The organism is Paenibacillus sp. FW104-T2 (genome assembly GCF_058789975.1).
Genome location: NZ_JBYTCE010000006.1, coordinates 98,272 through 124,980 on the forward strand (window position 1 = coordinate 98,272; position 26,709 = coordinate 124,980).

Genomic DNA, 26,709 nt, shown 5'->3' on the forward strand with positions numbered 1-26,709 from the left:
AAATAGTACACTAGTGCTATGTTGTTGTAAAGCCTATTTATTTCTAACCTTATGCAGAAATCCCATAAGGATGTCCAATGACTATGGGCCAAAATAAAAAAAGAGCAGATCATATACGATCCGCTCTCTCTTCAACCAAGCTAATCAGTGAATTAGCCTGGCACACCACTACGCCCATTTATACAATATCCAGAGGAACTTTACCTGCTGGTGCCGGGAAGGCTTCATTTAACCGTCCCACTTCTTCGTTTGTTAAAACAATATCCATGGCTGCGGCATTCTCTGCCACATGAGACAGCTGTACTGCTTTGGGAATCGCAAGCACATCTCCATCCCGGATAACCCAGGACAATGCAATCTGTGATGTGGTCACTCCACGTTCAGCAGCAATGCTGCGCATGACCGGATGCTTCAGCAGCTCGGTGCGCAGCCTACCTCCCTGAGCGAGCGGGCAGTACGCCATTACGGGAATGTGCCTTTCCCGGAGCCAGGGCAGGAGATTTCTTTCAATACCGCGCGATGCCGCATGATACAATACCTGATTCACGGCACAATGCTGGCCAGCCGGAATATCCCATAGCTCCTGCATGTCCTCCGTGTCCAGATTGGACACGCCCCAGCGCAAGATTTTCCCCGCTTGTTTCAGCTCTTCCAATGCTTGAACCGTCTCTTCCAGCGGGACGCTTCCCCGCCAATGCAGCAAGTATAGTTCCAACCGGTCTGTACCCAGACGCCGGAGACTGTTCTCACAGGCTGTAACCATCTGTTTGCGATCTGCATGATGCGGATAAACCTTGGAGACCAGAAAAACATCATCCCGGCAGCCCGCTATCGCTTCTCCGGTGACTTCTTCTGCCCCGCCCTCAGCATACATCTCTGCCGTATCAATCACTGTCATGCCAAGTTCAATCCCGTTACGCAATGCTCTTACCTCCTGTGCACGGGCTGAACGGTCTTCTCCCATGTACCATGTACCTTGTCCTATGGCAGGCAGGGATGTACCGTCAGGAAGCAGAACTGTACGCTTCTTCTCTCCATGAGTTGCCATTTTGCATTCCTCCTATTCCTATGAATATTTCGAAATCATAGCTTGTCTTGCTGGCCCGGCTTGTATATTTCACTCGCACGCTTCCATCGTCCCACCATCATGATATACAGCTGTTCCAGCGGCAGCGACAGACTGCTCTGGGCTATGCTCACCGTAGCATCCACCATCTGTGTATTCACGGTCATCAGCTTACGCTTCACTCCGGTCTGACGATCCAGGAAAGCTTGCTCATCCTTTAGTTTAACTCCGATCATGGACTGCCCCATCACCTCATACATGAAAATGTTCTCTACATCTTCCCAGGGGATGAACCCTCCCGACGTATACGAGGAGGAGTCCACGAATCCTTGCTCATTGACGACAAAGGAAGGCTCCTTCTTGATGATCTTCACCAAGCTGTATGCAAGACAGAGTCCAAAAAACAGGACGGAAACCAGGCCTACAACCGCGGAAATTACAGTATCCCCTGTATCGGAAGAATCGCTGAACATCAAAAAAAATCCGGCTGCCACAAAAAGTGCAGCTCCGGCCGCAAGCCAACCCATCCGTTTACGGCTCGGATATTCCACATGCTGTTGTTCATAGGATGTCGACAATCTCGTGCTCCTCCTTTAATTTGAACGAAATAGGCAATGATTATATCTTCTATATCAGATTAGAAACGTTAACAGACAAAAAACACATAGGTTATTAACCAAAACAAACCAACTTCAAACAGGACAATCTTGGCCCTGATCCATCGCATTCATGACAATTCAACCATTAGGATTCGCCATACGTTCTGCAATTCCTCCTGGGTTCGATATCAGCAGAGCAGCAATCTCCATTCGAGCAGAAGCATGTTGTCCTCCCCCCTGCTTTCCTTTAATATAAATGGAAAGGTTAGGAAATTACATTTGTAAAAAAAGGTGGGAGGATAATCAATGAACAGTCTGCGTGGCATCACATCGGAAGATCTTTATCAGATTACATGGGTGAATGATCCAACCCCGTCTCCTGGAGGCGAACAGCTGGTATATGTAAGTCGGAAGACGAATGACAACCGGGACGGTTACTCTTCTCACCTGAGACTCCTGCATCTAAAGAGTCAGAAGGACAGGATATTTACCTCCGGTGACAAGGATCACTCGCCCTCCTGGTCGCCGGACGGGTCACAGCTTGCCTTTTTACGGGAGCATGAGGGAAAAACACAAGTCTGGATTATTGCCGCAGATGGCGGAGAAGCACGACAAGTCAGCCAGTTGAAGCACGGAGCAAGTTCCCTCATCTGGTCTCCGGATGGCCAGGCGTTACTTGTGAAGTCCCCTGTGGATATGCACAGTGAAGCAGAAGACGAATCCAATTCAGACAACAAACTCCCACAAGAACTTGTTGTTGACCGAATTCGCATGAAATCGGACGGCGGAGGAATGTGGAATGGCAGACGCTCTCACCTCTTCCGCATCTGGGTTGACGGCGGTGAAGCCACTCCAGTTACCTCGGGTCATTTCGACGTCGGTGATTATGCATGGTCACCTGACGGAGCGTCCATTGCCTGGATTGCCCAACTGCCGGAAGCAGGCGAGGAGCATAATGATTATGCACTGACCAATCATGTGTATCGTGCAAAACCAGATGGGTCTGACATACAGCAACTGACTCCCGAAGGGTTCACCTTCAGCCGATTGGCTTATGCACCGGATGGACAATCCCTCGCCCTTCTTGCCAGTGACCGCTCTTACGGAAATGCCACACTGGTGAAGCTCTATACACTCCCGATCTCGGGCGGTCAACCTCTGTGCCTGACCAGTGACTGGGACGTACAGATGAATCATAGTATCGTTGGAGATATGCGTGCCCACCTGACAACAACGGGGCCATTATTCGCTCGTGATGGCACTTCCATTCTCTGTCTGGCTACCGTTCATGGCAGCGTCCGAATCGCACGTGTTGCTCTGGATGGCAGTAAAGCAGAGTATGTATTGCCTGCGGAGAAAGAGTTTTATCAGTTTGCAGAACTGGAGAATGGTGAAATAGTTGCCGCCGCTGCCGACACGCAAAGCCCAGGAGATCTCTTTTGGTATCCCAAGCCGGATGATCACGGAGCCGAGTCCATTCAGCTGACTCGCAGCAATCCCCAGCTGGAAGGAGAGATCCGGCTTAGCGTACCGGAAACATTCTGGTTTGATACCACGGATGGGCTTCAGCTGCAGGGATGGATCATGCAACCCATCGGCATGGTAGAAGGCGTCAAAATCCCAACCATTCTTGAGATTCATGGCGGTCCTCACATGATGTATGGCTTTACCTTTATGCATGAATTCCAAATGCTTGCTGCGCAGGGCTACGCCGTCGTATATACCAATCCGCGTGGTGGTTTGGGTTATGGACAACAATTTGTGAATGCCTGTCGTGGTGACTACGGCGGTGGCGATTACCGCGACCTTATGGAGACCGTTGATTATGTCTTATCCACCTATGAGTTTATTGATGAAACCCGTTTGGGCGTCACCGGAGGCAGCTATGGAGGCTTCATGACCAACTGGATTGTTGGACATACAGACCGGTTCAAGGCAGCCGTCACGCAGCGGTCCATCTCCAACTGGCTCTCTTTTTATGGTGTCAGCGACATCGGATATTTTTTCACCGAAGATCAGATTGGCGGCAATGCGTGGGAGGATACGGAACTGTTATGGAAACACTCCCCTCTGGCTTATGTCGGGAATGTAAAAACGCCCCTGCTGATCCTGCATGGCGAACAGGACCTTCGTTGTCCGATTGAACAAGCAGAGCAATTGTATATCGCCCTGAAGCGCCGCAGACAAACGACCCGCCTCGTTCGTTTCCCTGGAGCTAATCATGAACTTTCCAGAGGCGGTCACCCGCATCTGAGAGTGAGACGTCTGGAGCACATTGCCGGATGGTTCAACGAGCACTTATAATTATTTTTTCCATGGGACAAGCCGAGTAGAGATACAATCATCGCAGGAAGATAGTCATCGGGAAGATGGCGCTGCGATGGTTTTTTTATTTGTGTAAACCAAACCTTTTAGCCGAACAGCAGCTTCTGTACAACGGTTACAGTTGAAAGAGATCAAAAGACTACATAGGTCAGCATTGAATAAATGCTCGGGTGAATAAACCGGAGAAATTTGGACCATACCGTAGGGAGTTTAGAAGCAGGTCAAAAAGTTGCGAAAATAACGAATTTATTAGATAATTATCTGTCGATTGTGGTCGAATGAACGGATTAGAAGGGGGAACCTAATGATGAAAAAAAACACATTTGATGAGCCGATTAATCGTCTCTCTACCGGTTCGGAAAAATGGGACGCACTTGAGGAAATCTTTGGCGTGGCTGATGCGCTGCCAATGTGGGTGGCTGATATGGACTTTGCCGCACCACCATCCGTCATTGAGGCATTGCAGACACGGGTGGAGCATGGCATTTTCGGTTATACCATGCGTACGGATGCATATCACGAAGCACTAAGAGGATGGATGGAACGACGCCACAACTGGAAAATCAACGATGATTGGGTTGTATTTACACCAGGGATTGTCCCTGCGTTAAGCATTGCCGTTCAACGTTTTACGGTACCGGGTGATGCTGTTGTGATTCAAACTCCGGTCTACGCCCCCTTCTATGGGGTGGTACGTGGTCAGGGCAGAGAGCTGATCACTAATCCATTGCGCCTCGAAGACGGCCATTACTCCATGGATCTGGAACATCTGGAATCCTGCCTGCAGACAGGCCGGGTGAAGATGCTGATCCTCTGCAGCCCTCATAATCCTGTTGGACGTGTATGGTCTCGCGAGGAGCTAGAAGGCCTTGCTGCCCTGTGCGTGCAATATAATGTACTTGTGGTGTCGGATGAAATCCATGCCGATCTTGTGCACCAACGCGGCACGCATACTCCACTGCCCCAGATCTCGGAGGCCATCGCTGACCTGAGCATCATCTGCACGGCACCAAGCAAAACATTTAATATTCCCGGCCTATGCACCTCCAATATCATCATTCCGAACGCCTCCTTGCGTGCATCCTTTGCCCAGGGCGTCAGAACGATGGGCCTCGCCAGCATCAGCACACTGGGCGCCATTGCAGCCGAGGCTGCTTACAACGGAGCTGAACAATGGCTGGACGACTGCCTTGCCTATATTCGGGGAAACATGGAATACGTTCAGGAGTATGCGGCGAAGCACATGCCTTATGTAGGCATTGATTTGCCGGAAGCAACTTATCTGCTCTGGATGGACTTCAGCAAGCTGGGTGTTCCCCAGGAAGAACTTGTACGGCTGCTCCTGAACGAAGCAGGTCTCGCCTTTAACGACGGTACCGTCTTCGGATCGGAAGGCACGGGATACATGCGGATGAATGTCGCCTGCCCGCGGTCCACGGTTGAAGAAGCCATGCGCAGATTATCCCAGATGGTGAATCAATTGAACAAACCAAACTAATGCCTATAAAATAAGCCATCTTCCTCGATAAAGTCGAAGGAAAATGGCTTTTCTTATCATTACAGCTAGGATACAGGCATGGGAATGATTCGGTCACAGAGTCTGTTCAGCAGCTCAAGGTCATGACTGATCACAAGCAGCCCCAAATTACGCTGTCGCGCCGTTGTCATTACGGTATGCCAGATCTGGGCTTGCGTGATGGCATCCAGCATCGTTGTCATCTCATCCGCAATCAGGTAACGCGTTTCCTTGCCCAGTGCGCGGGCTACGCAGAAGCGCTGCAGCTCTCCACCAGACAATTCATCCGGTCTGCGATCCAGCCACTCAGGCTGAATGCCGAGAGCATTCAGAATGGGATGCTCCGCCATCTCGGCTTCATGTAACACACGTCGCATTCGCCAGCGTGGGTTGACTGCTTTTTCCGGGTGCTGAAAGACAAGTTGAACCGGACAGACTCCAGCTCGGGGAAGCGGCTGCCCGTCCATCAGCACTTCTCCTGCCATAGATTCTGCATATCCTGCCAGGATGCGTCCCAGGCTCGTTTTGCCAGATCCACTGGGTCCCCACAATCCCACAACTTCTCCCTGCTCCAGCTTCAGGTTCAACTCCCGAAATATCCAATGGTTTTTGTCGTATCCATAGCCGACATTCCGTGCTTCAAGTGGCATGAATACACCTCACTTCTCCGTTTCGCAGCCTCCTCAATTCAGGATGTTGATCTGTACACGCAGGGGTCGCAGCAGTACAGCGGGGGGCAAACGAACAACCACTTCCCTTCCGCTGATTCGCCAGTGGCTGAGAGCCCGGGATGGGCTGGAAACCATTTTGCGGCAAAGCATTCCACAGTGCACGTGTATAAGGATGTCTCAATCCATCTCCTGTGCCCGTAAAATCAATGACCTGCGCGATCTCCACACAGGAACCCGCATAGAATACAGCAATACGATCTGCTGCGGTCAGCGCCGAGGCAATGTCGTGGGTGATCCACAGGATGCCTGACCCCCGGTCAGCCATTTCCCGAAATTGCTTCATTGTGTCTGCCAGCACTTCGGGATGGATTCCCGGTGTTGGCTCATCAGCAATAATCAGCTTGGGCTCACCGGAAGTCGCCGTTGCCATGAGTACCCGCCGAGCCATGCCTCCGGAGAGCTCGTATGGATACTTCTTGCTTGTTCCCTTGGGCAATTGATAACGATCCGTAAGTTCCCTCTCTGCCTTATGCATCTGCAACCTGGAGGATACCCGGCGCTCACCCGGCTTCCGGTGAACTGGCTGAACCTGCTTACCTACCTTGAGCAGCGGGTCCAGGTGAGTAACGGATTGGGGGATGTATACCAGTTCATCTCCGCGCAGACGAAGCTGCCGCTCTCTCGTCAGCGGCTCCCCAGCATAACAGATCTGCCCCTCAAACCTGGCACTGGCAGGAAGAATGCCCATGATCGCTTGCGCCAGTACGCTTTTGCCCGATCCGCTTGCACCTACAACAGCTACAATCTCGCCTTCGTTAACGGTCAGATCCAGATCCTGAATGACCTCGCTCTCCTCATGTGCAAACCAGCCACGAGCTCGTCTGAATGAAACGGAGACCTCTTTTACTTCAAGAAGAGCCATGGTTATCCTCCCTCCCTTGAACTACCTGTCCCTGTTAACACCTTCAAGCTGCCTCCGAGCACATCAAAGGCACGAACGACCAATAACAGTGCCAGACCCGGGAAAAAGGCAAGCCACCACATGCCTGCGGACAGATATCTCATCGACTCTGACAAAATAATCCCAATGGCCGGCTGCTGCGGCGACAGCCCGAGACCCAGAAACGTAATTGCGGCCTCATGCAGAATGGCATGAGGGAAGATCAGCAATGTACCCACGAACAACTGTGGTACCAAGTGAGGAAGCATGTGCTGTGTAGCAATCCTGAACCGGGATTGGCCCAGCCTGCGGGAAATATGAATATAATCTGCCGTTTTCAACTGAATCATCTCCGCACGAACAATCCGGGCCAGATTCGGCCAGTGCGTCAGGGCGATGGCAGCCGCCACACCAGGCAGACCCCCACCGAAGACAAAGGCCAGCATCACGAGGGACACCAGATGAGGTACACTCAGGAACAGATCAATTAGCCATGAAACCACCCTGTCGGCAAGCTTCCCTGAAGCAGCGATCAATCCCAGCACGAGTGCCACGATTCCTCCTCCGCACGCAGCAAGCAAACCAACCTGAATGCTGGTCGTCAATCCCTTCAGCGTGCGCATGAACATGTCCCGTCCCAACCAGTCCGTGCCGAAGGGATGTGCCCATAACGGGGCCAAATTCCGGTCTTTCAACGAAGTTAGCGTGGATTCTGCAGGGAGCACGAAACCTGCCAGCCATACGATAACAATCCAGCCGAGTGCCAAACTCCCCCAGATCAGGGCTCGTTTGCGCGGGTTGGCATAGCGCGTATGCTTCTCGAAGCCAGACACCCCTGGAGACAATCCAGCTTGACGCCTCCACCGTTTACCATGATGATTCCGTCTCTCCGCTTCATCAGATCCACCTGACCGCAGCCGCGGCACAGCACGAATGGGTCTGGAGGACTGCTCCATTTCCTGCTTCATGTTAACAGTTCCTCCTTCATCCGCGGATCAATGAATCGATAGAGTATGTCTGCCAGCAGATTACCGGTAAAAACAAAGATCGTACTGCACAGTACAAGTCCTAGCAGCAGCGGCACATCCCCTCGCAGTCCAGCCTGAACGGTGGCCTGTCCCAGGCCCGGATAAGAAAATACCTGTTCTGCAAGAACAGCGCCTCCAAACAATTCACTGAATGAAGCAAACTGCAGCGTTAACGCGGGCAGCACGACATGTCTGAATCCATGCCTGCGAAACAGCTGCATGCCCCGTTCACCCCTTGCCCTGGCGAAGAGTATATAGTCCGATTCCAGCACATCCAGCAGCTTCTGGCGGGTATGCAGAGCAATGGCTGCCACACCTGTCAGACTCAGGGTTAATGCAGGAAGAACCATATGAACGGCACGATCTGTCCATGTGACCTGATCGGCTGCCATCCCTGCGGGAACTCCCAGGCCAACCGGAAGCCAGCCCAGCCACACGCCGAACACCATAAGCAGCAGCAAGGCCATCCAAAATACCGGAGTGGAAGCCAGCGTATAGCAATACCAACAGATCAAGCGATCCAGCATGGATTCCCGTTTCATCGCTGCGACTACACCCAAGCTGAAACCAATCAGACCGGATAAAATCCATGCCACCGCCATAAGCGCAACAGAATTCAGGAAGCGTTCCTGTATAATATCCGCAACCGGCTGTCTGTAGATCATCGACGTTCCCAGATCACCCTGGAGCAGTGCCTGTCCCCAGGTGAACAGACGCTGGGCAGGCGGGTCATTCAATCCCCACCGCTCTTCAATAAGACTTCGCTGCTCGGCGCTCACTCGGATCATGTCTCCCCCGATGTAGGCCTCGATCGGGTCCACAGGCGAGAACTGCATCAATATAAAAGCCACCACGCTGACTCCTGCCAGCAGTGATAGGAGTCGCAGCAGCTTCACCCCAATAAACCTTCCCCATCCAAGAATGCCTGTCATACCATCTCTCCTCAATGTCGGTCAGAACTCGCACTATATTGCCTACTTCGAGTTATCATCCCAGGACCATTCTTCCAGATTGGATGTCACCGGCCAGCCATGACCATGCGGGTGAATCTGTTGTTCACCAATGTTCAGACCATCCTTGACCAGATACAGGTGATCAATATTGACCAGCCATGCCCAAGGGGCGTCGCCCTGATAACTGAATCCTGTCGTCCCGTCCCACTCTGCCTTCTGCCAGAACGGAAGGGCTTCTTCTTCGCTCGTAGCTTGGAGGGCCTGCTGCATCCAGCTATCCACCGCCGGGTTGGAATACAGCCCCACATTGTAGTATCCCTCCCCCTTGTGCGTGCTGCTGTACAGATTGTAGGTTTCCAGCGGATCATGACTTCCCCATCCGAATAACACGGCATTGGCGTAAGCCTGCTTTTTCGTCTCTTCACGGCTCTTGCCTTCCACATTGATTTTGATGCCAGCCTGGGCCGCCATATCCGCAGCAGCAAGGGCTATGGATTGTCTGGTCAGATCTCCTGCAAAATAGAGCAGGTTGAACTCGGCATCCATGCCGTTTTTCTCCACCACGCCATCACCGTCTGTATCTGTCCAGCCGCCAGCCGTCAGTATCCGCTTCGCTTCTTGAACATCCGCATCGGCGAATACAGCGTCCGGATTGCCCCATGGCAGATCATCACTGACTGAGTATGCAGGACGACCATGACCCTCCAGTACGCCTTCAACCAACGCATTACGGTCAATGGCTACGTTCACCGCTTGGCGGATGGCGAGGTCGGACGTCACATCGTTCCCAGCAGGGAAACCGTCAGCAGAAGTACCGCCCGCAGGCTGCATGGGGAACATGATTCCCCGGTTATCCACGGTTTTGACCGATTCCAGCGTCATGCCGCTTACCTCCTGCTTGCTGAATGCGGCGGGAATGGCTGCAATGTCGACTGAACCCGCTTGGGCTGCTGCGAAGGCTGCGTCCTCGTCCAGATAGAGAAATGTCAGTTTGCGGAATGCAGACTTTTGACCGTAGTATTGCTCGTTTGCTTCCACAATGGCCTGTTGTCCCTTATCCCACTGCACCAGCTTGTACGGGCCGGAGCCGACAGGATGCTCAGCATAATCGGAGCCATAGGCATGTTCAGGAACAATTCCAAGTGTAGTCAGGATACTGATAAACGTGGATTGCGGAGACTTCAATGTAAACACAACCGTTGTTGAATCGAGAGCCTGCACTTTGGCCATATTTGTCAAATCAATCACCGATCCGCTGCTGGCCGCTGTTTCAAATGTGAACTTTACATCTTCCGCCGTCAGCGGCTCACCATCCGAGAACTTCACGTCATCCCGCAGCGAAACGGTCCATGTGAGCCCGTCTTCACTAACGGAATAATCTGTTGCCAGGTCATTGACCAGCTGCAGCTTGGCATCCCTTTTCAGCAGAGTACTCTGGAAAAGCGGCGAACCATACTGCCCCCAGCCCGTTGTCGGATCAAACCCGCCTTCCGGCTCTGTGCCTACCGCAAGCACCAGCTCATCCCTCGGGTGAGAAGCCGCAAGTGCCTGACTCTCCTGAACCGATGAAGCACCTTGCGTACATCCTGCGAGTCCAACTGCACACAATAGTAAAAGACTAAGCCCTGCCTGACTTGAACGTTTTCTCCATGAAATCCCGTGCATGTTTCCCTTTTCCCCCTTTTGAAATTGACCACTTGCTCTCCTCTAGTAGATGCAGTATTTCTTCCAACCAGATTCGTTCCAGTTCATATTCGTGTTACTATTTTTAGCAATTGTAGCACAATAACAAAATTGCGTGTCAATAAAGTTGACTTCAAAATCCATATTTTTTCATTAATAAAGGTGTTCAGAAGAATCGGTCTGGAATTATGGAGTTTCTCAAATTAATAAGTAAGAATAGGTGACAACAAAAAAGACTGTTGGTGATGAACCAGCAGTCTAACTGAATAACTACTTTGTTATCTTCTCTGTGGATACACTTAATGCACTAATTGATCCAAATACCCAAACAAAGGCTAGTAGATAAATCAGTTTAACTTGGGTATCTTCGTGAAAAATTAGGATACAGAAGAATAGAATAACTCCTGCAATCATTTGAATAGACATCATTAATCTTCTGAAGTAGATTGGAGCAAAAAAACATATTATACCCGCTAGAAAGATAAACGGTTCTTCAGCCATGTGCCTGCACTCCCTTACATCCTTTTTATAGGAAAAACCTCTACTACCATATCATGGAGTTAACGAATGGTAAATAATGTCAGTACTTACTTACAAATAAAAAAGCAAAAGACCCCGAGAAACGATTCTCTGTCTTTTACTTTTTCCAAATCCATATAGCTTGAGGTGTTGTTCATCAGTGTGCTACTTTCACTTGATTATCGGCCGACGGTTTGGCTTGTTTCAAAGCCAGGAAGGCAACTACGATGCCTAGTAAAGTTGTGGCAGCGGCGATAAAGAACGCCGTGTGGATGGCATGATTTAAATCAGCCGGAAGCATATGTTCCAATGTCGCACCTGTTCCTAGACTCGCTGAAATAATAGCCATAATCACCGCAAGTCCGATCGCTCCACCAATTTGCTGGCCCGTTGAGATTAATGCCGAAGCAACGCCCTGCTCTTTCGGCTCAATTCCTGCACTGCCTGCGATAAACATCGTCGTAAACACCAAAGCCTGACCAATACCAATAACGACTGTACCTGGGATGATTCCCCATGCCGAACCGGTTTCCGATAGCCCCGTCAGCATTAGGAATCCGATCATACCTAGTCCCATCCCCGTTGCAATGGTACCGGCTACACCCACCTTGCTTAACATCCCATTAATCAGCTTAGCCCCAACAAATGCACTAAGCGTCAAAGGCAAGAAGCTAAATCCGGATTGAATGGCTGAAAATTCAAGCACACCTTGGGTATACAAAGTCATGAAATAATATAATGAACCAAATGAAGCCGAGAAGAGAAATGCGATAAGTGCAGCTCCCGCCAGATTACGATTTCTAAACATTCGGAAGGAGATCAGCGGTTCTTTTGTACGTTTCTCGATCAAGACAAAAGCTAGTAACATCAGCACCCCAATCAAGGCAACTGGAAATGTGGAAGCACTTACCCAGCCTTCAACGGGTGCTTGGATTAAATAATAGACAACAAGTAGCAGACCTGCAGTAACGGATATCGTTCCGGCTGCATCATATTGTTTAGTGGTAGTGGTCACCTTGCTTTCTTTCAAAACAAACGGTGCAAGAATGATGACGAGAAGTGCGATCGGCACATTCACCAGGAAGGTCGCTTCCCATCCGATATAACTTGTCAGAACCCCTCCTAGCAGCAAACCGAGCGACATCCCCACTCCGCCCATCGCGGCCCAGATTCCCATGGCACGGTTTCGTTCAGGTCCTTCCTCGAAATTAGACATGATTAGCGATAACGTTGCCGGCGAAAGTAATGCTCCACCCAAACCTTGCAGGGCTCTGGCTACGATCAACATCAGTTGGGACTCTGCCAGTCCGCCAAGCAGCGATCCTACTCCGAAAAGTCCGATAGCAATCATAAACATGCGTCTTCTGCCCATCAGGTCCGACAGTCTTCCTCCGATGAGTAAAAAACCACCGAATGCGAGTGAATATGCACTAACCACCCACTGGAGGTGATTGGCGGAGAAGCCAAGCTCATTACCTAAGGACGGCATGGCTACAAATATAATCGTGTAATCCAGTGCCAAAACCAACTGTGAAATGGCTAGAATGAATAAGGCTAAACCTTTAAATCGCGTTGAATTCATCTTCTTAATTCCTTTCACTTGCAGACAACGGTCTGCAACCCATAATAATTTTTGACCATTTGATCTAATTTGAGGAAAAAGGAATGAAGCACCGTATGACGCTTCATCCTTGTTCCAATACCGAAAGTGTAATGGTTGTGATCTGCTCAATGACGAGCGGATCGTCCGTTAATTTTGCGACTTGCGTTAGCCCATATCGTGAATGGTACAAGTACCTCGCCATGGCACGCATATCCTGATTCGGACTGAACTCTCCCTGCTGCTGGCCGCGTATCAACGCGTCGTACAAAGCCTCTTCCAATCGAATTTTGTCCTGTTCGAAAAGTTCAGCAATCTCTGGATCATGCGGCACTTGGTCAATCGCACTATAGAGAATAAAGCACTCCTTGCGGCGCTGCTCATCTCTTAATGTGTCTCCAATGACGTTGAATATATCCGTGATCGCTTGCTTCACTGGTGTCGTCTCTGCCAAATATGCGACAACTGCAGAGGACTTCTCGTCCACGTAATGTTTCGTTGCCTTCAAAAACAGATCCCGCTTCGTACCATACGTATCGTACAAGCTTTGACGTGCAATACCTAACCCATCAAGCAGAAGGTGCATGGAGGTGCCTTCATAACCATAATGTCCAAACACCTCCATTGCCTTATGCAGCACGAGATTCGTATCAAATTCTTTGCTTCTAGCCAAATGGAAAGCCTCCTTTCTCCTCCTCTATGCTAACGATATTAGATCGTTCAGTCAAGATGAGGCAAATGGTGGTTTCCAGGAAAGACCTCCTGCTGTTACTCCGAGAAACGTACGGCATCATTCACGCTGCCGACTGACTCAATGGCCACGAGTGGATTCCAGAAATCCCGGTAGCGTGTAATCAGCCCATCTTTGGTCTCCACGACGCTGATATAGGTCTGGTTGTACGGGTTGCCCGTTTCCCGGTGCTTCCCAATTGAGTTGAACTCGGCCACAACCAACTCCGGATCAAGCGTCAGATGAAACTGAAGATCCGTAAATTCGACCTCAAAATGTTTCGGGAAGTTCTGCATGTATTCGTACAGCTCCGCTTTGCCTTCCTTGCGATCCGGGAATCCGGCAGGTCCATACGGGAACTCCAGCACGCCGTTCTCTTCCCACAGATCGACCCATGCCTTAATGTCTCCGCCGGACAGGTGCTTCAGGTGGTTGCGGAAGGCTTGCTGTGCTCTTTCACGTACGATTTCTACTTCTTGCGTCATCATTTGGTTTGTCATGGTTATATTCCTCCAGTTAATTGGTTTTATTTAGACTAATCGATCTGATTTGTTCAAAAAAATAATCGCTCTTCCCTTACTCCGAAAAACGCACGGCATCATTCACGCTGCCGACCGACTCAATGGCCACGAGTGGATTCCAGAAATCGCGGTAGCGTGTAATCAGCCCATCTTTGGTCTCTACGACGCTAATATAGGTCTGGTTGTACGGGTTGCCTGTTTCCCGGTGCTTCCCAATTGAGTTGAACTCGGCCACAACCAGCTCCGGATCAAGCGTCAAAAGAAACTGAAGATCCGTAAATTCGACCTCGAAATGTTTCGGGAAGTTCTGCATGTAGTCGTACAGCTCCACTTTGCCTTCCTTGCGATCCGGGAATCCGGCAGGTCCATACGGGAACTCCAACACGCCGTTCTCTTCCCAAAGATCGACCCATGCCTTAATGTCTCCGCCGGACAGGTGCTTCAGGTGGTTGCGGAAGGCTTGCTGTGCTCTTTCACGTACGATTTCTACTTCTTGCGTCATCATTTGGTTTGTCATGGTTATATTCCTCCAGTTAATTGGTTTTAAAAATAGATCGTTCAGTCCAAAATATTTAAAAAAATAGTCTCTACTACTCTGAAGCTTCAGCACATCCGACTCTAGATAAAATCATTTAAAGCGATTGGTTACCTATTCATTTTCTTAAACTTCTCTAAGGCGAATCGCAGGCTTTAGGAGCGGTGAACTAAAGTTGAAGCTCTTTCCCGAATACCTTCCTGCGTCAAACTTGCTTCTCGAATCATCTTCGATTACGACCTCCTTTCATTGTTGACCATTTGATCTAGAATTATCATATCATTACCGGAACGATTGGTCAATAATTATTTTCGTTCTTTTTTATGACCAGATTTCCTTCACTGTTTCAGCCACTATCTCAAATGATCGCATACGAGCCTGATGATCGTAAATGTGGCTCGTGATAATGAATTCGTCCGCTTCTGTTGCTTCATAAATAGCAGGCAGCTTCTCTCGAATGGTCGTCTGATTACCAATAATACCGAAGTCCAGTTGTTTGGAAATAAGCGCCTTCTCATGGGGTTGCCATAATGCATCCATATTTTCTACCGGTGGCTGGAGTTTATCGGGTCGACCGTGCAGTAGGCTTAAGACCTGCTGCGCTTCTGAAGTAGCAAGGTAGCGTGCTTCATCTACGTTGTCAGCTGCCATGACGGTCAATCCTATCATGACATAGGGATCTGCCAATGTTTTTGATGGAATGAAGGAATTACGATACGCATTCAGCGCTTTATGCAATCCATCTGGGGCAAAATGGCTCGCGAATGCGAACGGCAAGCCGAGGCGTCCTGCCAACTGTGCGCTGACATCGCTTGAACCCAGCAGCCATATCGGAATGTCCAACCCTTCACCAGGGACTGCACGTACACCTGAATGATTCGGATGGTATGCGGCATCCAGATAAGTACGCAACTCGTCCAGCAGCTCCGGAAATTCCGCTCCGTTAGCTCCTAATGTTCTACGCAGCGCTTGAGTTGTCCGCATATCCGTGCCAGAGGCTCTACCTAAGCCCAAGTCAATGCGTCCCGGGAACAAAGATTCCAATGTTCCGAACTGTTCCGCTACGACAAGCGGCGTGTGATTGGGCAGCATTACCCCGCCGGACCCCACTCGGATCTTCTCGGTACCGTTTGCGACATGCCCAATAAGGAGCGGAGTAGCCGAACTCGCAATTCCCGGCATGTTATGGTGCTCAGCGAGCCAGAACCGATGGTAGCCCAGCTTCTCAGCGTGACGAGCGAGATCCAACGTTCGTCCGTAAGCATCCTGGGCTGATCCGCCAGCCAATATCGGAGCTAGATCTAGCACAGAAAGTTTAGGTATAAATTTAGACATTTCAATTCAACCTCCATTATAATTTGACCATTCAGTCTGAAAAGAGTAAAAAAATAAATGATTACACGTATCTTTGATGTTATGATGCTCTCAGTAATCATGCATTGATGCCCTCTTTGTGAATTGAGTATACCAATTCCAGAACAAACGGTCAATAATTATTTTTAACTTGTTCTCGACATTCTCAAATAATCAAATTCGTAGAAAAGTTTTTTACTTCCCTGCCCATTAGCTGAATAAAAGCAGCCGATCACATGGATCAGCTGCTTTTGTATAACATTGAGCTAACGTTTTCCCTGATCTTAACTCTTTTTTAACCACATTGGTAATAAAGGAGTAACGATTCAGTATGAATAATCTACGGTAGAACTTCATTATTTTTATTTGAACGAATATAAAACTGCTAAGTTGATTTTTTAGCTCAGCTATTTATTGAGTTCATTAACTGGAAGAAGTATTCAGGTTTATGAGTCTTATTTAGGTTATACCATGAATGTAATGTATCTGGTGCAAATACATCTAATTTTTTCAGTACTTCCATCGCAAATTCCAGAGGAGCTATTCCTGATGCAGTAACTAGATTCGTATCAGATACCGCCGCAGATCCCATCTCATAGAACTTTTCTCCTTTATAATTAGGACATACCATTTTAGTGTATTCCAAATTATTACTTGTATGCTTTCTATTATCTAAGTATCCCCTATTCGCAAGGGCCTCCGTTGCACCACAAATTGCAGCAACAATAGTGCCAAGCTCTAAAGCTTGGCCAATCCTTTCCAAGATAGGTTGATGAATTCCTTCATTCCAGGTAGTCCCTCCTGGCAAAATTAAAAGATCTCCACTCTCAAGAGTACATTCTTCAAGGGATATCTCTGCTTTTATGCTCAGTCCTCCCATTGTAGTAATCAATTCTTTATTAGCTCCTACTGTAATTACTTTTAAAGGTACAACATCTTTTTTGAAATATCTTCCCGAGTTTAGTTCGGCAACTAAATATCCATATTCCCAGTCCGACATTGTATTAAATACATATAGAAAAACTTTTTTGGTTTGCATCCAATAACACTCCAATCCCAATTGATATAGCCAACTGTAACATGACTTCACTGACAACTAGCGTCAGGGAAGTTATCAATTTTGATGAAAATGTATTAACCCCGACAAAACTTCAATCATTTTTTTCTTGAGGCTGACTGGCTCAACAATTCGAATAGATTTACCGTACGATAAAAGGAAATAAGGTACATATGTATGTATCAACTCTTTCTCAAAATGAAATACGGCTTGATTTGAAGTCCGCTCTTGTAAATAATGTCCTAAAAACCAATGTTGGCAAATATCAGCTAATACACTTTTATCCCCATGAATAACTAAAGAAATAATCTCTTCCTTATCTTCTATAGTTGGAAGAAGATTTTTCATAAAAAAGGCATGTGCTGAAAAATGTTCTGGCCGGTCAAACTTATTTTCGGTTAGCATGAGATCTTCAATTCGATCTACTCTAAAACTACGGATATCACTCCTAAGATGACAAAATCCAATCACATACCATTTATTATTCCAATAGATAAGTCTGTACGGATCAACCAATCTATCCTTTATTTGCTTTCCGCCACTTTTATAGTGGAGAATTTTTACTGAATACCCGTCAGCTACGGCCTGCTCCAACTCCTTCAAAAAAGGCTGCATAGAGAGTGAACTTAATCGACTTATAACTTCAAGACTAGTTAAATGTTGGTTTATCTTGGTTTCCTGCTCTTGATTTGAGTATTTACTTAGTTTGGAAATGGCCCTATTTAATGCTTCACCTCCATAATATCCGGCTTCTTCTGCAAAAACTGCTGCATGTAACAGTGAAGTTTGCTCCTCAAAATCAAAAAAAAGAGGTGCCTCAATAAAATTGTTCATTAAAGTGTATCCACCGTTATGTCCTGGTTCTGAAATGATAGGTACGCCACTTGTTGAAATTGTATCGATATAACGATACACAGTCCTTATGTTCATCTCTAACTTTTCTGAGATTTGTTTTGCAGTCATTTTTTCACCTGATCGAAGCATCCATAGAATTGCTAGCATGTTGTCTATTTTAGGCATGTAATTCCACCTCTATATAAATTCTCTTGTTAGTTTAAACCATGTTCTCCAGAGAGCTGTTGAATAAGGTTAACGAGTATTCCTTTTGAGAGATCAAATTTTGGGTGATCCGTTGTATGACCTCTGTATCGCGGAGCTCCAGAAAATCTGGGATCAACAAATCCGCAGGTGCTATCCATTTCGAATCAATGATCTCCGCTTTATCTAACTGAAGAGAACCACCGATGATTTCACCAATAAAATGAAATAAAATAACCTGATGATTTTGTACTACTCATGAAATTGTAAATGCCTGTAGTGGCTGTAAGTTTAACATCGTACCCGGTTTCTTCCTTTGCTTCTCGACGTGCCGCCTCTAGAATATCTTCATGATATTCGATTCTCCCTGACGGGAAGTTCCACGTATTCCTAACCGTTGCTTTGTTTTCCTTAATCATAAGCTGCTTATCTTCATGTATTATCGAAACACTTACAACCAATACAATCCCGTTTTGAGTCACGCTGAAAAACCTCCATAATTAGAGAATCAATCTACCATCATCCGAACTTACCTTCCGATCCCCAATATTTAGACTAACACATCATGCAGCTATTCTGCTTAATAGCTTAAGGAAGATTGATAATGGATGAACTGACCCTGTGTTTAATCCACACCGCTTGTTTAGTGTCTGAATATTACTGTATTTAGCTTAATGAAAATTACCGCTAGAGTATGAGGTCATAGAAGGTGGGATGGGAAAAATGGCTATTTTATCAACTGGGCCGATAGAAAACAATCCCGTTTCCGGGATTAGACCGACACAACAGGTTACCATTAGATTGGTAAGTCGTGCTGCGGACTCTCTAACTGTATCTGTCCAGGGATATGTGCTTAGCACAACAAGAACACTGTATGTGAGTGAAGTAATCAGTATCGCCCCTAACGAAGCATTGACCAGAAATTATTTTGCGGATTTAGATGCTTATGAGTTTGTTTTTGAAACAAGCACGGAAGGTGCAGAGCAAGTAGGGATTTCAGTGTGGGGCAAACAAGCCTCCGGACAATTGGTTGATGCACATCGTGTAGTAGACCACGAAAAAAACAGTTAAGAAAAGTCTGGCAGATAAATCTGCTCAAAAGAAGGAGATGTGGCGATGAGCTTTTTATCAACAGGGCCAATAGAAAATAACGCTGTGAACGGTGTAAGACCGACTCAGACAGTTACCATCAGAATCGATAACCGCAGCGATGTGACAGCATCATCCGTACAAATACAGGGGTACTACATGGATGGTGGATTGAGGGTTTTGTATGTCAGTGAGTCTTTAAACATCGCCCCCAATCAAGTAGTAACCAACAATTATTTTGCCAACTTTGATGCGTTCGAGTTTACCTTCACAACAACCACGACGGTTAATGATCCTGTACAGGTATCCGTCTGGGGCAAGAGCAGCACAGGCTCTTTAGTAACTGCCCATCGCTTGGTCTCTTCCGAATTGCTGGGTGATGTTCCAGACATCACCGGAGTCACAGGCGCAACCGGCGCGACCGGAGCTCCTGGGTCTACTGGTGTGACAGGCGCAACGGGGGCTCCGGGGTCTAACGGAGTAACTGGCGCGACGGGCTCTCCGGGGGCTACTGGTATAACAGGTGCAACAGGCTCTCCGGGGGCTACTGGTGTAACAGGTGCAACAGGCTCTCCGGGGGCCACCGGTGTAACAGGTGCAACAGGCTCTCCAGGGGCTACTGGTGTCACAGGCGCAACGGGGGCTCCGGGCTCTACCGGAGTAACGGGTGCGACGGGGGCTCCGGGCTCTACCGGAGTAACGGGTGCAACAGGCTCTCCGGGGGCTACTGGTGTCACAGGCGCAACAGGCTCTCCGGGGGCTACTGGTGTCACAGGTGCGACGGGCTCTCCAGGGGCTACTGGTGTCACAGGTGCAACGGGGGCCCCAGGTTCTACTGGTGAGACTGGTGCGACAGGTGCTCCTGGCACAACCGGAGTAACGGGAGCGACGGGGGCCCCGGGCACAACTGGAGTCACCGGAGCGACAGGTGCTCCAGGTTCTACCGGGGCTACTGGAGCGGCAGGTGCTGGAGCTATCATTCCTTATGCGTCCGGACTTCCAGTTTCGCTGACTACCGTATTAGGGGGACTTTTGAATACCTCCAGTTTAGTTGGATTTGGTAACAGTGCTTCAGGTGTAAGTGTCAACGGAGGAATCATTGATCTCACAGGCGCTGCCGGCACCTTGCTAAACTTTGCTTTCTCCGCATCACGTTCAGGAACGATTACTTCACTGGCCGCTTATTTCAGTACGACAGCTGGACTAAGCTTGGTTGGATCTACCATAACCATAACTGCACAACTATTCAGATCTACTACACCAAATAACTCCTTTACGGCTGTACCGGGTGCTGTAGTAACCTTGACGCCTTCATTGACCGGTGTCTTGGCACTCGGAACAATATCCAGCGGATTGACAACTGGACTGAGCATTCCGGTAACTGCCGGTGACCGCCTGCTTATGGTGTTCTCGGCATCAGTAACAGCGGGAATTGATGTGGCTACAACGTTGGCCGGATATGCAAGCGGCGGACTTAGCATCACTTAACGTGAAGTCCAGCTTTATATTAAAATGAGATACAGAGACCCTTCGCCGATCATGGCGGGGGCTTCTATCTATGTATGAACACACAAGTGGACTATTTTGCCCGTATGCTGAACAAAAGCAGCCGATCACATGGATCAGCTGCTTAATACATATTAATTCAGTTATCGTTTCCCGTTATCAGTTATCGTTTCCCATTAATTGAACTTTCCATTTTGATCGTTGGTTCATGAGCTTACCCGATCATGCATGCTGAAGTGCCAAGCGTACCCTCTACCTCGTTTCCTTCCTTACGCCAGTACTCCATGCCTCCAAGCATTTCTTTCACCTGAAAACCCAGACGGGATAAGCGGGCTGCTCCTTTGCTGGCGCCATTGCAAGCCGGTCCCCAGCAGTAGACGACGATGACCTTATCTCTGGGTAAAGACGCCGTTGTTTCTTCGCTGATCGTGTTGGAAGGAAGACTAAGAGCTCCCGGGATATGGCATTCTCCATAAGCAATAGCGCTTCTTACGTCGATGAGTACAAAGTCATTGAGACCTTGTGTCATATCGTGCTTTACGTCTGAGACGTCCGTTTCTACGGCAAGCTTGTTCATGAAATGCTGGTGAATGTACTCAGGCGAAGGAGCAAGCGTCTCTAGAACGAGGGAATATCGGATTTGATTTGTCATTTGGGTTACCTCCAAGGGGGCTGATTTAATTTCTTGCAATCAATGTAACACAGCCTCTAACCATGGAGTTATCGATAGAAATCTATAAGATACTTCAATCATATAGATAATTGGTTTCACTGATCAAATCCACGAACCCTTGAAAAGCTTTGGACTTCCACTTTTTTTTAGAATAAATGAGCTGCGTATAAAATCTACACTCTGGATGGACGAAAGGAATAGCGACAATTTGGCCCTTGCGTAATTCTTCGGTAACCGCTATACGCGGCAGCAAGGCAATACCAAGATCGTAAATGACGCACTGCTTGATTGCTTCCAGATTGCCGAATTCGTAGGAAAGACTGTAATTCACTTGATTCCCTTTCAAAACATTGAGAAGCATAGCCCGGTAAGTGCAGCCATCTTCTGTCATAATCAACGATTCACCCTCAAGATCTTCAATGTGGACTTCACTTTGAAAAGCAAGTTTATGATCAGGATTCGTGATAAAAACTAACGTTTCCTCCCTCAAAATGCTGCAGTGAAGATCGGGATCCTTAAATGGAGGATCCAAAATGATCCCTATGTCTAGTTCGCCACTTTTGACTGACTCAATAATATAAGGTTCGTTACCAGGCTGGATGATCACATTGATACCAGGATATTCTCCACGATACTTTTGAAGATATGGCGGAAGGCAGAAGGCAGCCAAAGTCTCGATAGTTCCTATGGACAGTTTTCCCTTGGATTGTTTGGATACGACTTCTTTGGACTCTTCATGCAGTCTGTGTATATCGTTGGCGTATTGCAACAGCGTTTCGCCAGCCAACGTTAGTTTCATTCCCCTGCCAAAACGTTCTAAGAGAACGACCCCGTAAGCTTCCTCCAGCTTCTGAATCTGAGTCGTGATGCTGGACTGTGCATATCCAAGTGTTTCCGCGGCTCGCGTATAGCTTCCCCACTTCGCCACTTCCCGAAAGGTTTTCAAATAAGTTAGTTCCACGAGCATCCCTCACCTTTTGCAAGTTCCCGATACTTTATCATGAACTCTCGGTTATGACAATTGAATCATCAAAATTAATGATATTACCCAGATTTAATTATCGATAACTTTGATGAGAATCAGCATTGTATGATTAGTGCAGTGTTAAAAAATACAGATGTAGAGCGAACGCGGATAGGGAGCTTGAAGTGCTGTAACAACTTTGCAAAAATTAGTCGATAAGTAGAACAACAATCTGAGTAACCCAAAGCTTTAAAAACCTTTAACTTTTATTAAACTAACCTGCCCGTTAGTTGAACAAAGCAGCCGATCATATTGATCAGCTGCTTTCTTAGTTTTAACGATATCGTTTCCCGTTAGTTTATTTACGGTCTGCATATTTTACTCTTGTTTTGAAGCATGGTCATTGCGTCCTTATCTTCAATTATTCTGTAATTATGCTACTTAATTTTTGAAAATTACGACCATATGCTTGCTTCCCATATATTCAACGGAAGTATTTAACTGCTCCGCTACAAAACGAACAGGAACGAACGCACTGCCGTTCTTCAGAAGTAAAGGAGCATCTTGCATCACCGTTTGCTGGTTTACTTTTACCTGCCTGTTCCCTACAGCCCAACGAATCGTTTTACCATCCTTCTGAATCGTTACCTCTTTGGTGCTCTGTTTCCAATTCACGGCTGCCCCAAGCTTCTCGGAGATGAAACGGATCGGCACATAGGTACGTCCCGTCTGAATAAATGGCGCTGCGGTAATACGATAAGCACTTTCTCCAACATAAGCAGTCGTGCTGCCGATCACCAAGCGCTGTGTCTTACGCTGACCGCCAGGCAACTCATTTCCTGCCATTTTCACAAATAATTTATATGTTTTCGATCCCTTGCTTAAATCTAAATAGTTATTTTGCAGTGCAAGTGGTTCAATGAATGCACCCGTATCATAATACGGTAAAAAACCACGTTGTTGGAGCGGCTCTAAATCCCAGACTCGATTGTTGTTCAAATAGAGGTAAGACAATCTTTGAAGATTTCTTAACGGCTCCAAATCATAGATCTGGTTAGATGATAAATCCAGAGAAAGTAAGTTAGTTAATTTAGATAACGGAGCAAGATCTTTGATGTTATTATTCGCAGCATCGAGTCTCCAAAGATTAACCAATCCTGCTAGCGGCTTTAGATCTGTGATCTTGTTAGAACTTATGGACAACGTATTCAGATTAACTAGTCCCGCTAGCGCTGAAAGATCATTGATTTGGTTGCTAGCTAGAGATAAATCTGTCAACTTCGTTAACTTCCCAAGGGGCTTAATATCCTCAATTTGATTGTCACCCAGATCCAAAGTCGTCACATTGACTGCATACTCCAACCCCTGCAAACTCTTAATTCCTTTACCCGATAAAGGAACATCGGTCAGTGACTCTAAATCCTCTTTGGTTAGGGATTCATCGTCGTTTTTATTCAATAATGACTTAAGCGCTTGTTCTAGATTGAGATCCTCAAAAGACAAAGGCTGTTGGTTAGATACCTCCATGTAGGCCTGTCCCGGTAAGCCCAAACATAGGACAAAAATAATTAATAATCCAGCAAGGTATTTCTTCATTCTGACCATTCCTCTCTAATCACTGTGTAAACTAGCCAATAGTTGTTTAGATTAAGACGCAATTTACAAAGAAAAGTTGTATTGAAGAGTAATGTAAGTAGTTAAGTAGTTAAATAAAAGCAGCCAATCCCAATGATCAGCTGCTTTCTTGTTGTTATGAGCTAACGTTTCCCGTTAGTTTAATGAAGTATATTTTCGAACTTAATTATTTGTAATTTCAACCGAGATACGAATGACAAAGCTATCGGGATTTTGTTCAGAGAAATAGTTGATAAGGTCCATTGTATAGGCACTCCCGCACACCCTCATGCCCTTACTCTGAATAAATTTTTTTAAAATAAAACAAGTCTCTGATACGGTATCATAAGGTCCCATATGATCTGTAACAGCATAAAATCCCTTGGGCTTCGTGATCACTTTTTTATCAGCAATGAGCTCCTTTAGTTTGTTCGCAACATATCCCAAAGAAATCTTCCCTGATTCAAAGCTTTCCTTACTTATTAGTGTCCATATCGGAAATTCGTGTTGAATAGCATGTTCTTCACAATAACTCCGATGTTCACTTAATTTAATTGAAAACTCCTTATCGTCGCTCTCTATTAGAGGTGTCGCTATAAAGTATTCCACCTCATGTTCCTCAATCGATGGAATAGTCCTTATGGCTTCCATCGATGTTTCCGTCATTTGTATAGCACTTTCCATAATTCCTTGCATTCGCTTGATTCGAAGTAGCTCTACCCCCAGTTCAATCTCTTTCTGTTTAAAGAGATTAACGAGCTGAGGTACATTTTGATTCTGGAAAAACTCTTTAATTTCCTGCAGGGAGCTCCCCGCCTTCTTCAATACAATAATAATATCCAAAAAGTAAGATTGTCGGAATGAATAATAACGATATCCTTTTTCGTTAATGAACTCAGGCTTCAAAAGCCCAATTTCATCGTAATGAAAAAGAGTATGTTTGGTTACTCCACACATTTTAGCTAGCTCGCTAGTAGTAAAGTACTGATTCGAAATATCCGGCATCATTTCTCACTCCTTCTTTTAACATCTGGTATTCACAATTCAAGCTGCCAAATCTAATCTTGACTGTAGGGTTACCCGATACCTTAAAGTTAATTATATACGAATATTAGTCTTATGAGATATGGAGGAAGAAACGAAATGGATAAATTTAAACGTTGGATCATTCTGACTGTTGTATCCAGTGCACTTATGCTCATTGTGATGGATGCTACGATTCTTTACACTGCTTTGCCAAGCTTAACACATGATCTAGGTGCTTCTGCCTCGGAAAAGTTGTGGATTCTGAATGGATATTCGCTCGTTATGGCTGGGTTGCTTCCTGCAATGGGGACTCTTGGTGATCGATACGGACACAAAAGGATATTTTCTATTGGTTTGGTCGCATTCATTGGGGCTTCTCTTGTGGCCGCTTTCGCTCCAGTTCCCACTGTGTTGATCGTTGGAAGGGTTTTACTTGCCGTAGGAGCATCAATGATGATGCCTGCTACACTTTCAATCATCAGAGTAACATTTACCGATCCACGTGAATTAGGATTAGCAATTGGAATATGGGGCTCCATTGCCTCTGGAGGAGCAGGGCTCGGACCTATCATAGGTGGACTACTTGTAGAATACTTTTGGTGGGGAGCGGCATTTTTGATAAACGTTCCGATTGCCATCGCAGCTTTTATTTTGACCCTAATCTATGTACCTAAACATGCAGGTGACAAGAAAAAGAAGTGGGATCTAACCGGATCAATACAGATTTTGATCGCCATGGTAGCCCTTATCTATGCGATCAAGGAGTTTGCTCGGCGCGAAGGTTCCCCTGTACTTGCTGTACTCGGCGCCCTCATCGGTTTGATTGCATTGATTATTTTCATTCGCCGTCAACTCAAAAGCTCAAATCCTTTGCTTGACCTGTCGCTCTTTAAAATAAAACCATTCACTACTGGTTTTATTACAGCATTGGTCGCACTATTTGGACAATTGGGTATTCAGTATATCGTAACTCAGCGACTTCAGTTAGTCGAAGGTTTAGGGCCACTGCAAGCTGGCCTGATAACACTAAGCATACCGTTAGCTGCTCTATTAATTGGTCCATTCGTTGGAAAAATGCTTTATAGCTATGATGTAATCCGTCTCCAAATATTCTCGTTTTTAATAGCAACAGTAGGAATGATTATATATATCTTTCAATTTGACTCAGGAATGGTTGCACAAATCATCGGACTTGCCTTAGTAGGGGCAGGTTTGGGAGCAGGAATGACGGCTGCATCGCACTCCATTATGAGCTCTGCACCCGCTCATAAGGCTGGTATGGCTGCATCTATTGAAGAGGTAGCATATGAACTTGGGGGAGCATCCGGAATCGCAATTATTGGGAGTATATCAGGTCTAGTATATACACTGTCTATGAAAATCCCTGTAGGTATAAACGTTCCAGCTAATGTAAAGGACAGCTTGGATGAAGCGCTATTGGCTGCAGAAGGGTTGGTTGGACAGGCCTCTGAAGCGTTAAAAGAAGCTGGCCGAACAGCATTTGATCAGTCCTTTGTGGCTATACTTGCGGGTGTTGCAGTCCTCTTTATGATTGCTTCGTTGGTTATTGGTTTGACAGGTTCACGTTCAAAACAAAAAGGAACTGGAATTTGAAAAACCTTCAATAGATTAGACATTTTTTCGAACATCTACATTTTGGAGGTAAAATAAATATGGCCATCATCATTAGCTTTAGTATTGCT

At 46.9% G+C, this 26,709-nt stretch carries 24 protein-coding genes and 1 pseudogene; 5 read left to right on the forward strand and 20 right to left on the reverse strand.

Annotation, left to right across the window (positions count from 1 at the left end; all coding sequences use genetic code 11):
* Nucleotides 1-178: 178 nt before the first annotated feature.
* Both AC3WQ3_RS09835 and AC3WQ3_RS09840 read right to left on the reverse strand, forming a co-directional pair.
* Nucleotides 179-1,048, reverse strand: coding sequence for an aldo/keto reductase (locus tag AC3WQ3_RS09835; protein WP_336781220.1), 870 nt, complete (start codon nt 1,046-1,048; stop codon nt 179-181).
* Between the two features lie 35 nt (nt 1,049-1,083).
* The gene (locus AC3WQ3_RS09840; RefSeq protein WP_336781221.1) at nt 1,084-1,644 is read right to left on the reverse strand and encodes an STM3941 family protein; all 561 of its coding nucleotides are present in this window, start codon (nt 1,642-1,644) and stop codon (nt 1,084-1,086) included.
* Between the two features lie 327 nt (nt 1,645-1,971).
* Between AC3WQ3_RS09840 and AC3WQ3_RS09845 the strand changes: the two genes are divergently transcribed.
* Nucleotides 1,972-3,969 carry a prolyl oligopeptidase family serine peptidase gene (locus tag AC3WQ3_RS09845; protein WP_336781222.1) on the forward strand — a complete coding sequence of 666 codons (1,998 nt, stop codon included), beginning with the start codon at nt 1,972-1,974 and terminating at the stop codon, nt 3,967-3,969.
* Between the two features lie 328 nt (nt 3,970-4,297).
* Nucleotides 4,298-5,488, forward strand: coding sequence for a MalY/PatB family protein (locus AC3WQ3_RS09850; protein ID WP_492472127.1), 1,191 nt, complete (start codon nt 4,298-4,300; stop codon nt 5,486-5,488).
* A 65-nt stretch (nt 5,489-5,553) separates the two neighbouring features.
* Here AC3WQ3_RS09850 and AC3WQ3_RS09855 read toward each other — a convergent pair whose 3' ends face one another.
* From AC3WQ3_RS09855 to AC3WQ3_RS09920, 14 genes and pseudogenes are all read right to left on the reverse strand, one after another.
* Nucleotides 5,554-6,156, reverse strand: coding sequence for an ABC transporter ATP-binding protein (locus tag AC3WQ3_RS09855; RefSeq protein ID WP_336781224.1), 603 nt, complete (start codon nt 6,154-6,156; stop codon nt 5,554-5,556).
* The gene (locus tag AC3WQ3_RS09860; protein WP_336781225.1) at nt 6,146-7,099 is read right to left on the reverse strand and encodes an ABC transporter ATP-binding protein; all 954 of its coding nucleotides are present in this window, start codon (nt 7,097-7,099) and stop codon (nt 6,146-6,148) included. The genes AC3WQ3_RS09855 and AC3WQ3_RS09860 overlap by 11 nt, the downstream gene beginning before the upstream one ends.
* A gap of 2 nt (nt 7,100-7,101) precedes the next feature.
* On the reverse strand, nt 7,102-8,085 hold the full coding sequence (locus tag AC3WQ3_RS09865) for an ABC transporter permease (protein WP_336781226.1): 984 nt from the start codon (nt 8,083-8,085) through the stop codon (nt 7,102-7,104).
* Nucleotides 8,082-9,077, reverse strand: a complete 996-nt coding sequence (locus tag AC3WQ3_RS09870) for an ABC transporter permease (RefSeq protein WP_492472128.1) — start codon at nt 9,075-9,077, stop codon at nt 8,082-8,084. The genes AC3WQ3_RS09865 and AC3WQ3_RS09870 overlap by 4 nt, the downstream gene beginning before the upstream one ends.
* Before the next feature lie 42 nt (nt 9,078-9,119).
* Complete coding sequence (locus AC3WQ3_RS09875) at nt 9,120-10,763, reverse strand: ABC transporter substrate-binding protein (RefSeq protein ID WP_336781228.1); 1,644 nt, start codon at nt 10,761-10,763, stop codon at nt 9,120-9,122.
* Between the two features lie 288 nt (nt 10,764-11,051).
* Nucleotides 11,052-11,282: a hypothetical protein gene (locus tag AC3WQ3_RS09880; protein ID WP_492472129.1), complete on the reverse strand. Its 231-nt coding sequence runs from the start codon at nt 11,280-11,282 to the stop codon at nt 11,052-11,054.
* A 175-nt stretch (nt 11,283-11,457) separates the two neighbouring features.
* Nucleotides 11,458-12,882, reverse strand: coding sequence for an MFS transporter (locus tag AC3WQ3_RS09885; protein WP_492472130.1), 1,425 nt, complete (start codon nt 12,880-12,882; stop codon nt 11,458-11,460).
* A 103-nt stretch (nt 12,883-12,985) separates the two neighbouring features.
* The gene (locus tag AC3WQ3_RS09890) at nt 12,986-13,573 is read right to left on the reverse strand and encodes a TetR/AcrR family transcriptional regulator (protein ID WP_127538004.1); all 588 of its coding nucleotides are present in this window, start codon (nt 13,571-13,573) and stop codon (nt 12,986-12,988) included.
* Nucleotides 13,574-13,668: 95 nt separating this feature from the next.
* The gene (locus AC3WQ3_RS09895) at nt 13,669-14,130 is read right to left on the reverse strand and encodes a nuclear transport factor 2 family protein (RefSeq protein ID WP_492472131.1); all 462 of its coding nucleotides are present in this window, start codon (nt 14,128-14,130) and stop codon (nt 13,669-13,671) included.
* 76 nt (nt 14,131-14,206) lie between these two features.
* A complete protein-coding gene (locus AC3WQ3_RS09900) occupies nt 14,207-14,668 on the reverse strand; it encodes a nuclear transport factor 2 family protein (RefSeq protein WP_492472132.1) in 462 nt (153 codons plus the stop codon).
* Nucleotides 14,669-15,007: 339 nt separating this feature from the next.
* Nucleotides 15,008-16,021: an LLM class flavin-dependent oxidoreductase gene (locus AC3WQ3_RS09905; RefSeq protein ID WP_492472133.1), complete on the reverse strand. Its 1,014-nt coding sequence runs from the start codon at nt 16,019-16,021 to the stop codon at nt 15,008-15,010.
* Nucleotides 16,022-16,442: 421 nt separating this feature from the next.
* On the reverse strand, nt 16,443-17,078 hold the full coding sequence (locus AC3WQ3_RS09910) for a type 1 glutamine amidotransferase family protein (protein WP_492472134.1): 636 nt from the start codon (nt 17,076-17,078) through the stop codon (nt 16,443-16,445).
* A 75-nt stretch (nt 17,079-17,153) separates the two neighbouring features.
* Entirely contained in the window at nt 17,154-18,116 is a 963-nt protein-coding gene (locus AC3WQ3_RS09915) for a helix-turn-helix transcriptional regulator (protein ID WP_492472135.1), read from the reverse strand.
* A 34-nt stretch (nt 18,117-18,150) separates the two neighbouring features.
* Nucleotides 18,151-18,616, reverse strand: a pseudogene (locus AC3WQ3_RS09920) (NUDIX hydrolase).
* A gap of 241 nt (nt 18,617-18,857) precedes the next feature.
* Between AC3WQ3_RS09920 and AC3WQ3_RS09925 the strand changes: the two are divergent.
* Together AC3WQ3_RS09925 and AC3WQ3_RS09930 are read left to right on the forward strand one after the other, a co-directional pair.
* Complete coding sequence (locus AC3WQ3_RS09925) at nt 18,858-19,205, forward strand: hypothetical protein (protein WP_492472136.1); 348 nt, start codon at nt 18,858-18,860, stop codon at nt 19,203-19,205.
* A gap of 45 nt (nt 19,206-19,250) precedes the next feature.
* A complete protein-coding gene (locus tag AC3WQ3_RS09930; protein ID WP_492472137.1) occupies nt 19,251-20,711 on the forward strand; it encodes an exosporium glycoprotein BclB-related protein in 1,461 nt (486 codons plus the stop codon).
* A 232-nt stretch (nt 20,712-20,943) separates the two neighbouring features.
* Here the strand turns inward: AC3WQ3_RS09930 and AC3WQ3_RS09935 are convergent, their stop codons facing one another.
* The 4 genes from AC3WQ3_RS09935 to AC3WQ3_RS09950 form a co-directional block, all read right to left on the reverse strand.
* On the reverse strand, nt 20,944-21,381 hold the full coding sequence (locus AC3WQ3_RS09935) for a rhodanese-like domain-containing protein (RefSeq protein ID WP_492472138.1): 438 nt from the start codon (nt 21,379-21,381) through the stop codon (nt 20,944-20,946).
* 94 nt (nt 21,382-21,475) lie between these two features.
* Nucleotides 21,476-22,348, reverse strand: coding sequence for a LysR family transcriptional regulator (locus AC3WQ3_RS09940; protein ID WP_492472139.1), 873 nt, complete (start codon nt 22,346-22,348; stop codon nt 21,476-21,478).
* A gap of 459 nt (nt 22,349-22,807) precedes the next feature.
* Nucleotides 22,808-23,962 (reverse strand): stalk domain-containing protein, encoded by a 1,155-nt coding sequence (locus tag AC3WQ3_RS09945; protein WP_492472140.1) that lies wholly within the window; start codon nt 23,960-23,962, stop codon nt 22,808-22,810.
* Nucleotides 23,963-24,163: 201 nt separating this feature from the next.
* Nucleotides 24,164-24,985, reverse strand: coding sequence for a MerR family transcriptional regulator (locus tag AC3WQ3_RS09950; protein ID WP_492472141.1), 822 nt, complete (start codon nt 24,983-24,985; stop codon nt 24,164-24,166).
* 138 nt (nt 24,986-25,123) lie between these two features.
* Between AC3WQ3_RS09950 and AC3WQ3_RS09955 the strand changes: the two genes are divergently transcribed.
* A complete protein-coding gene (locus tag AC3WQ3_RS09955) occupies nt 25,124-26,620 on the forward strand; it encodes an MFS transporter (RefSeq protein ID WP_492472142.1) in 1,497 nt (498 codons plus the stop codon).
* The last annotated feature ends 89 nt before the right edge of the window (nt 26,621-26,709 follow it).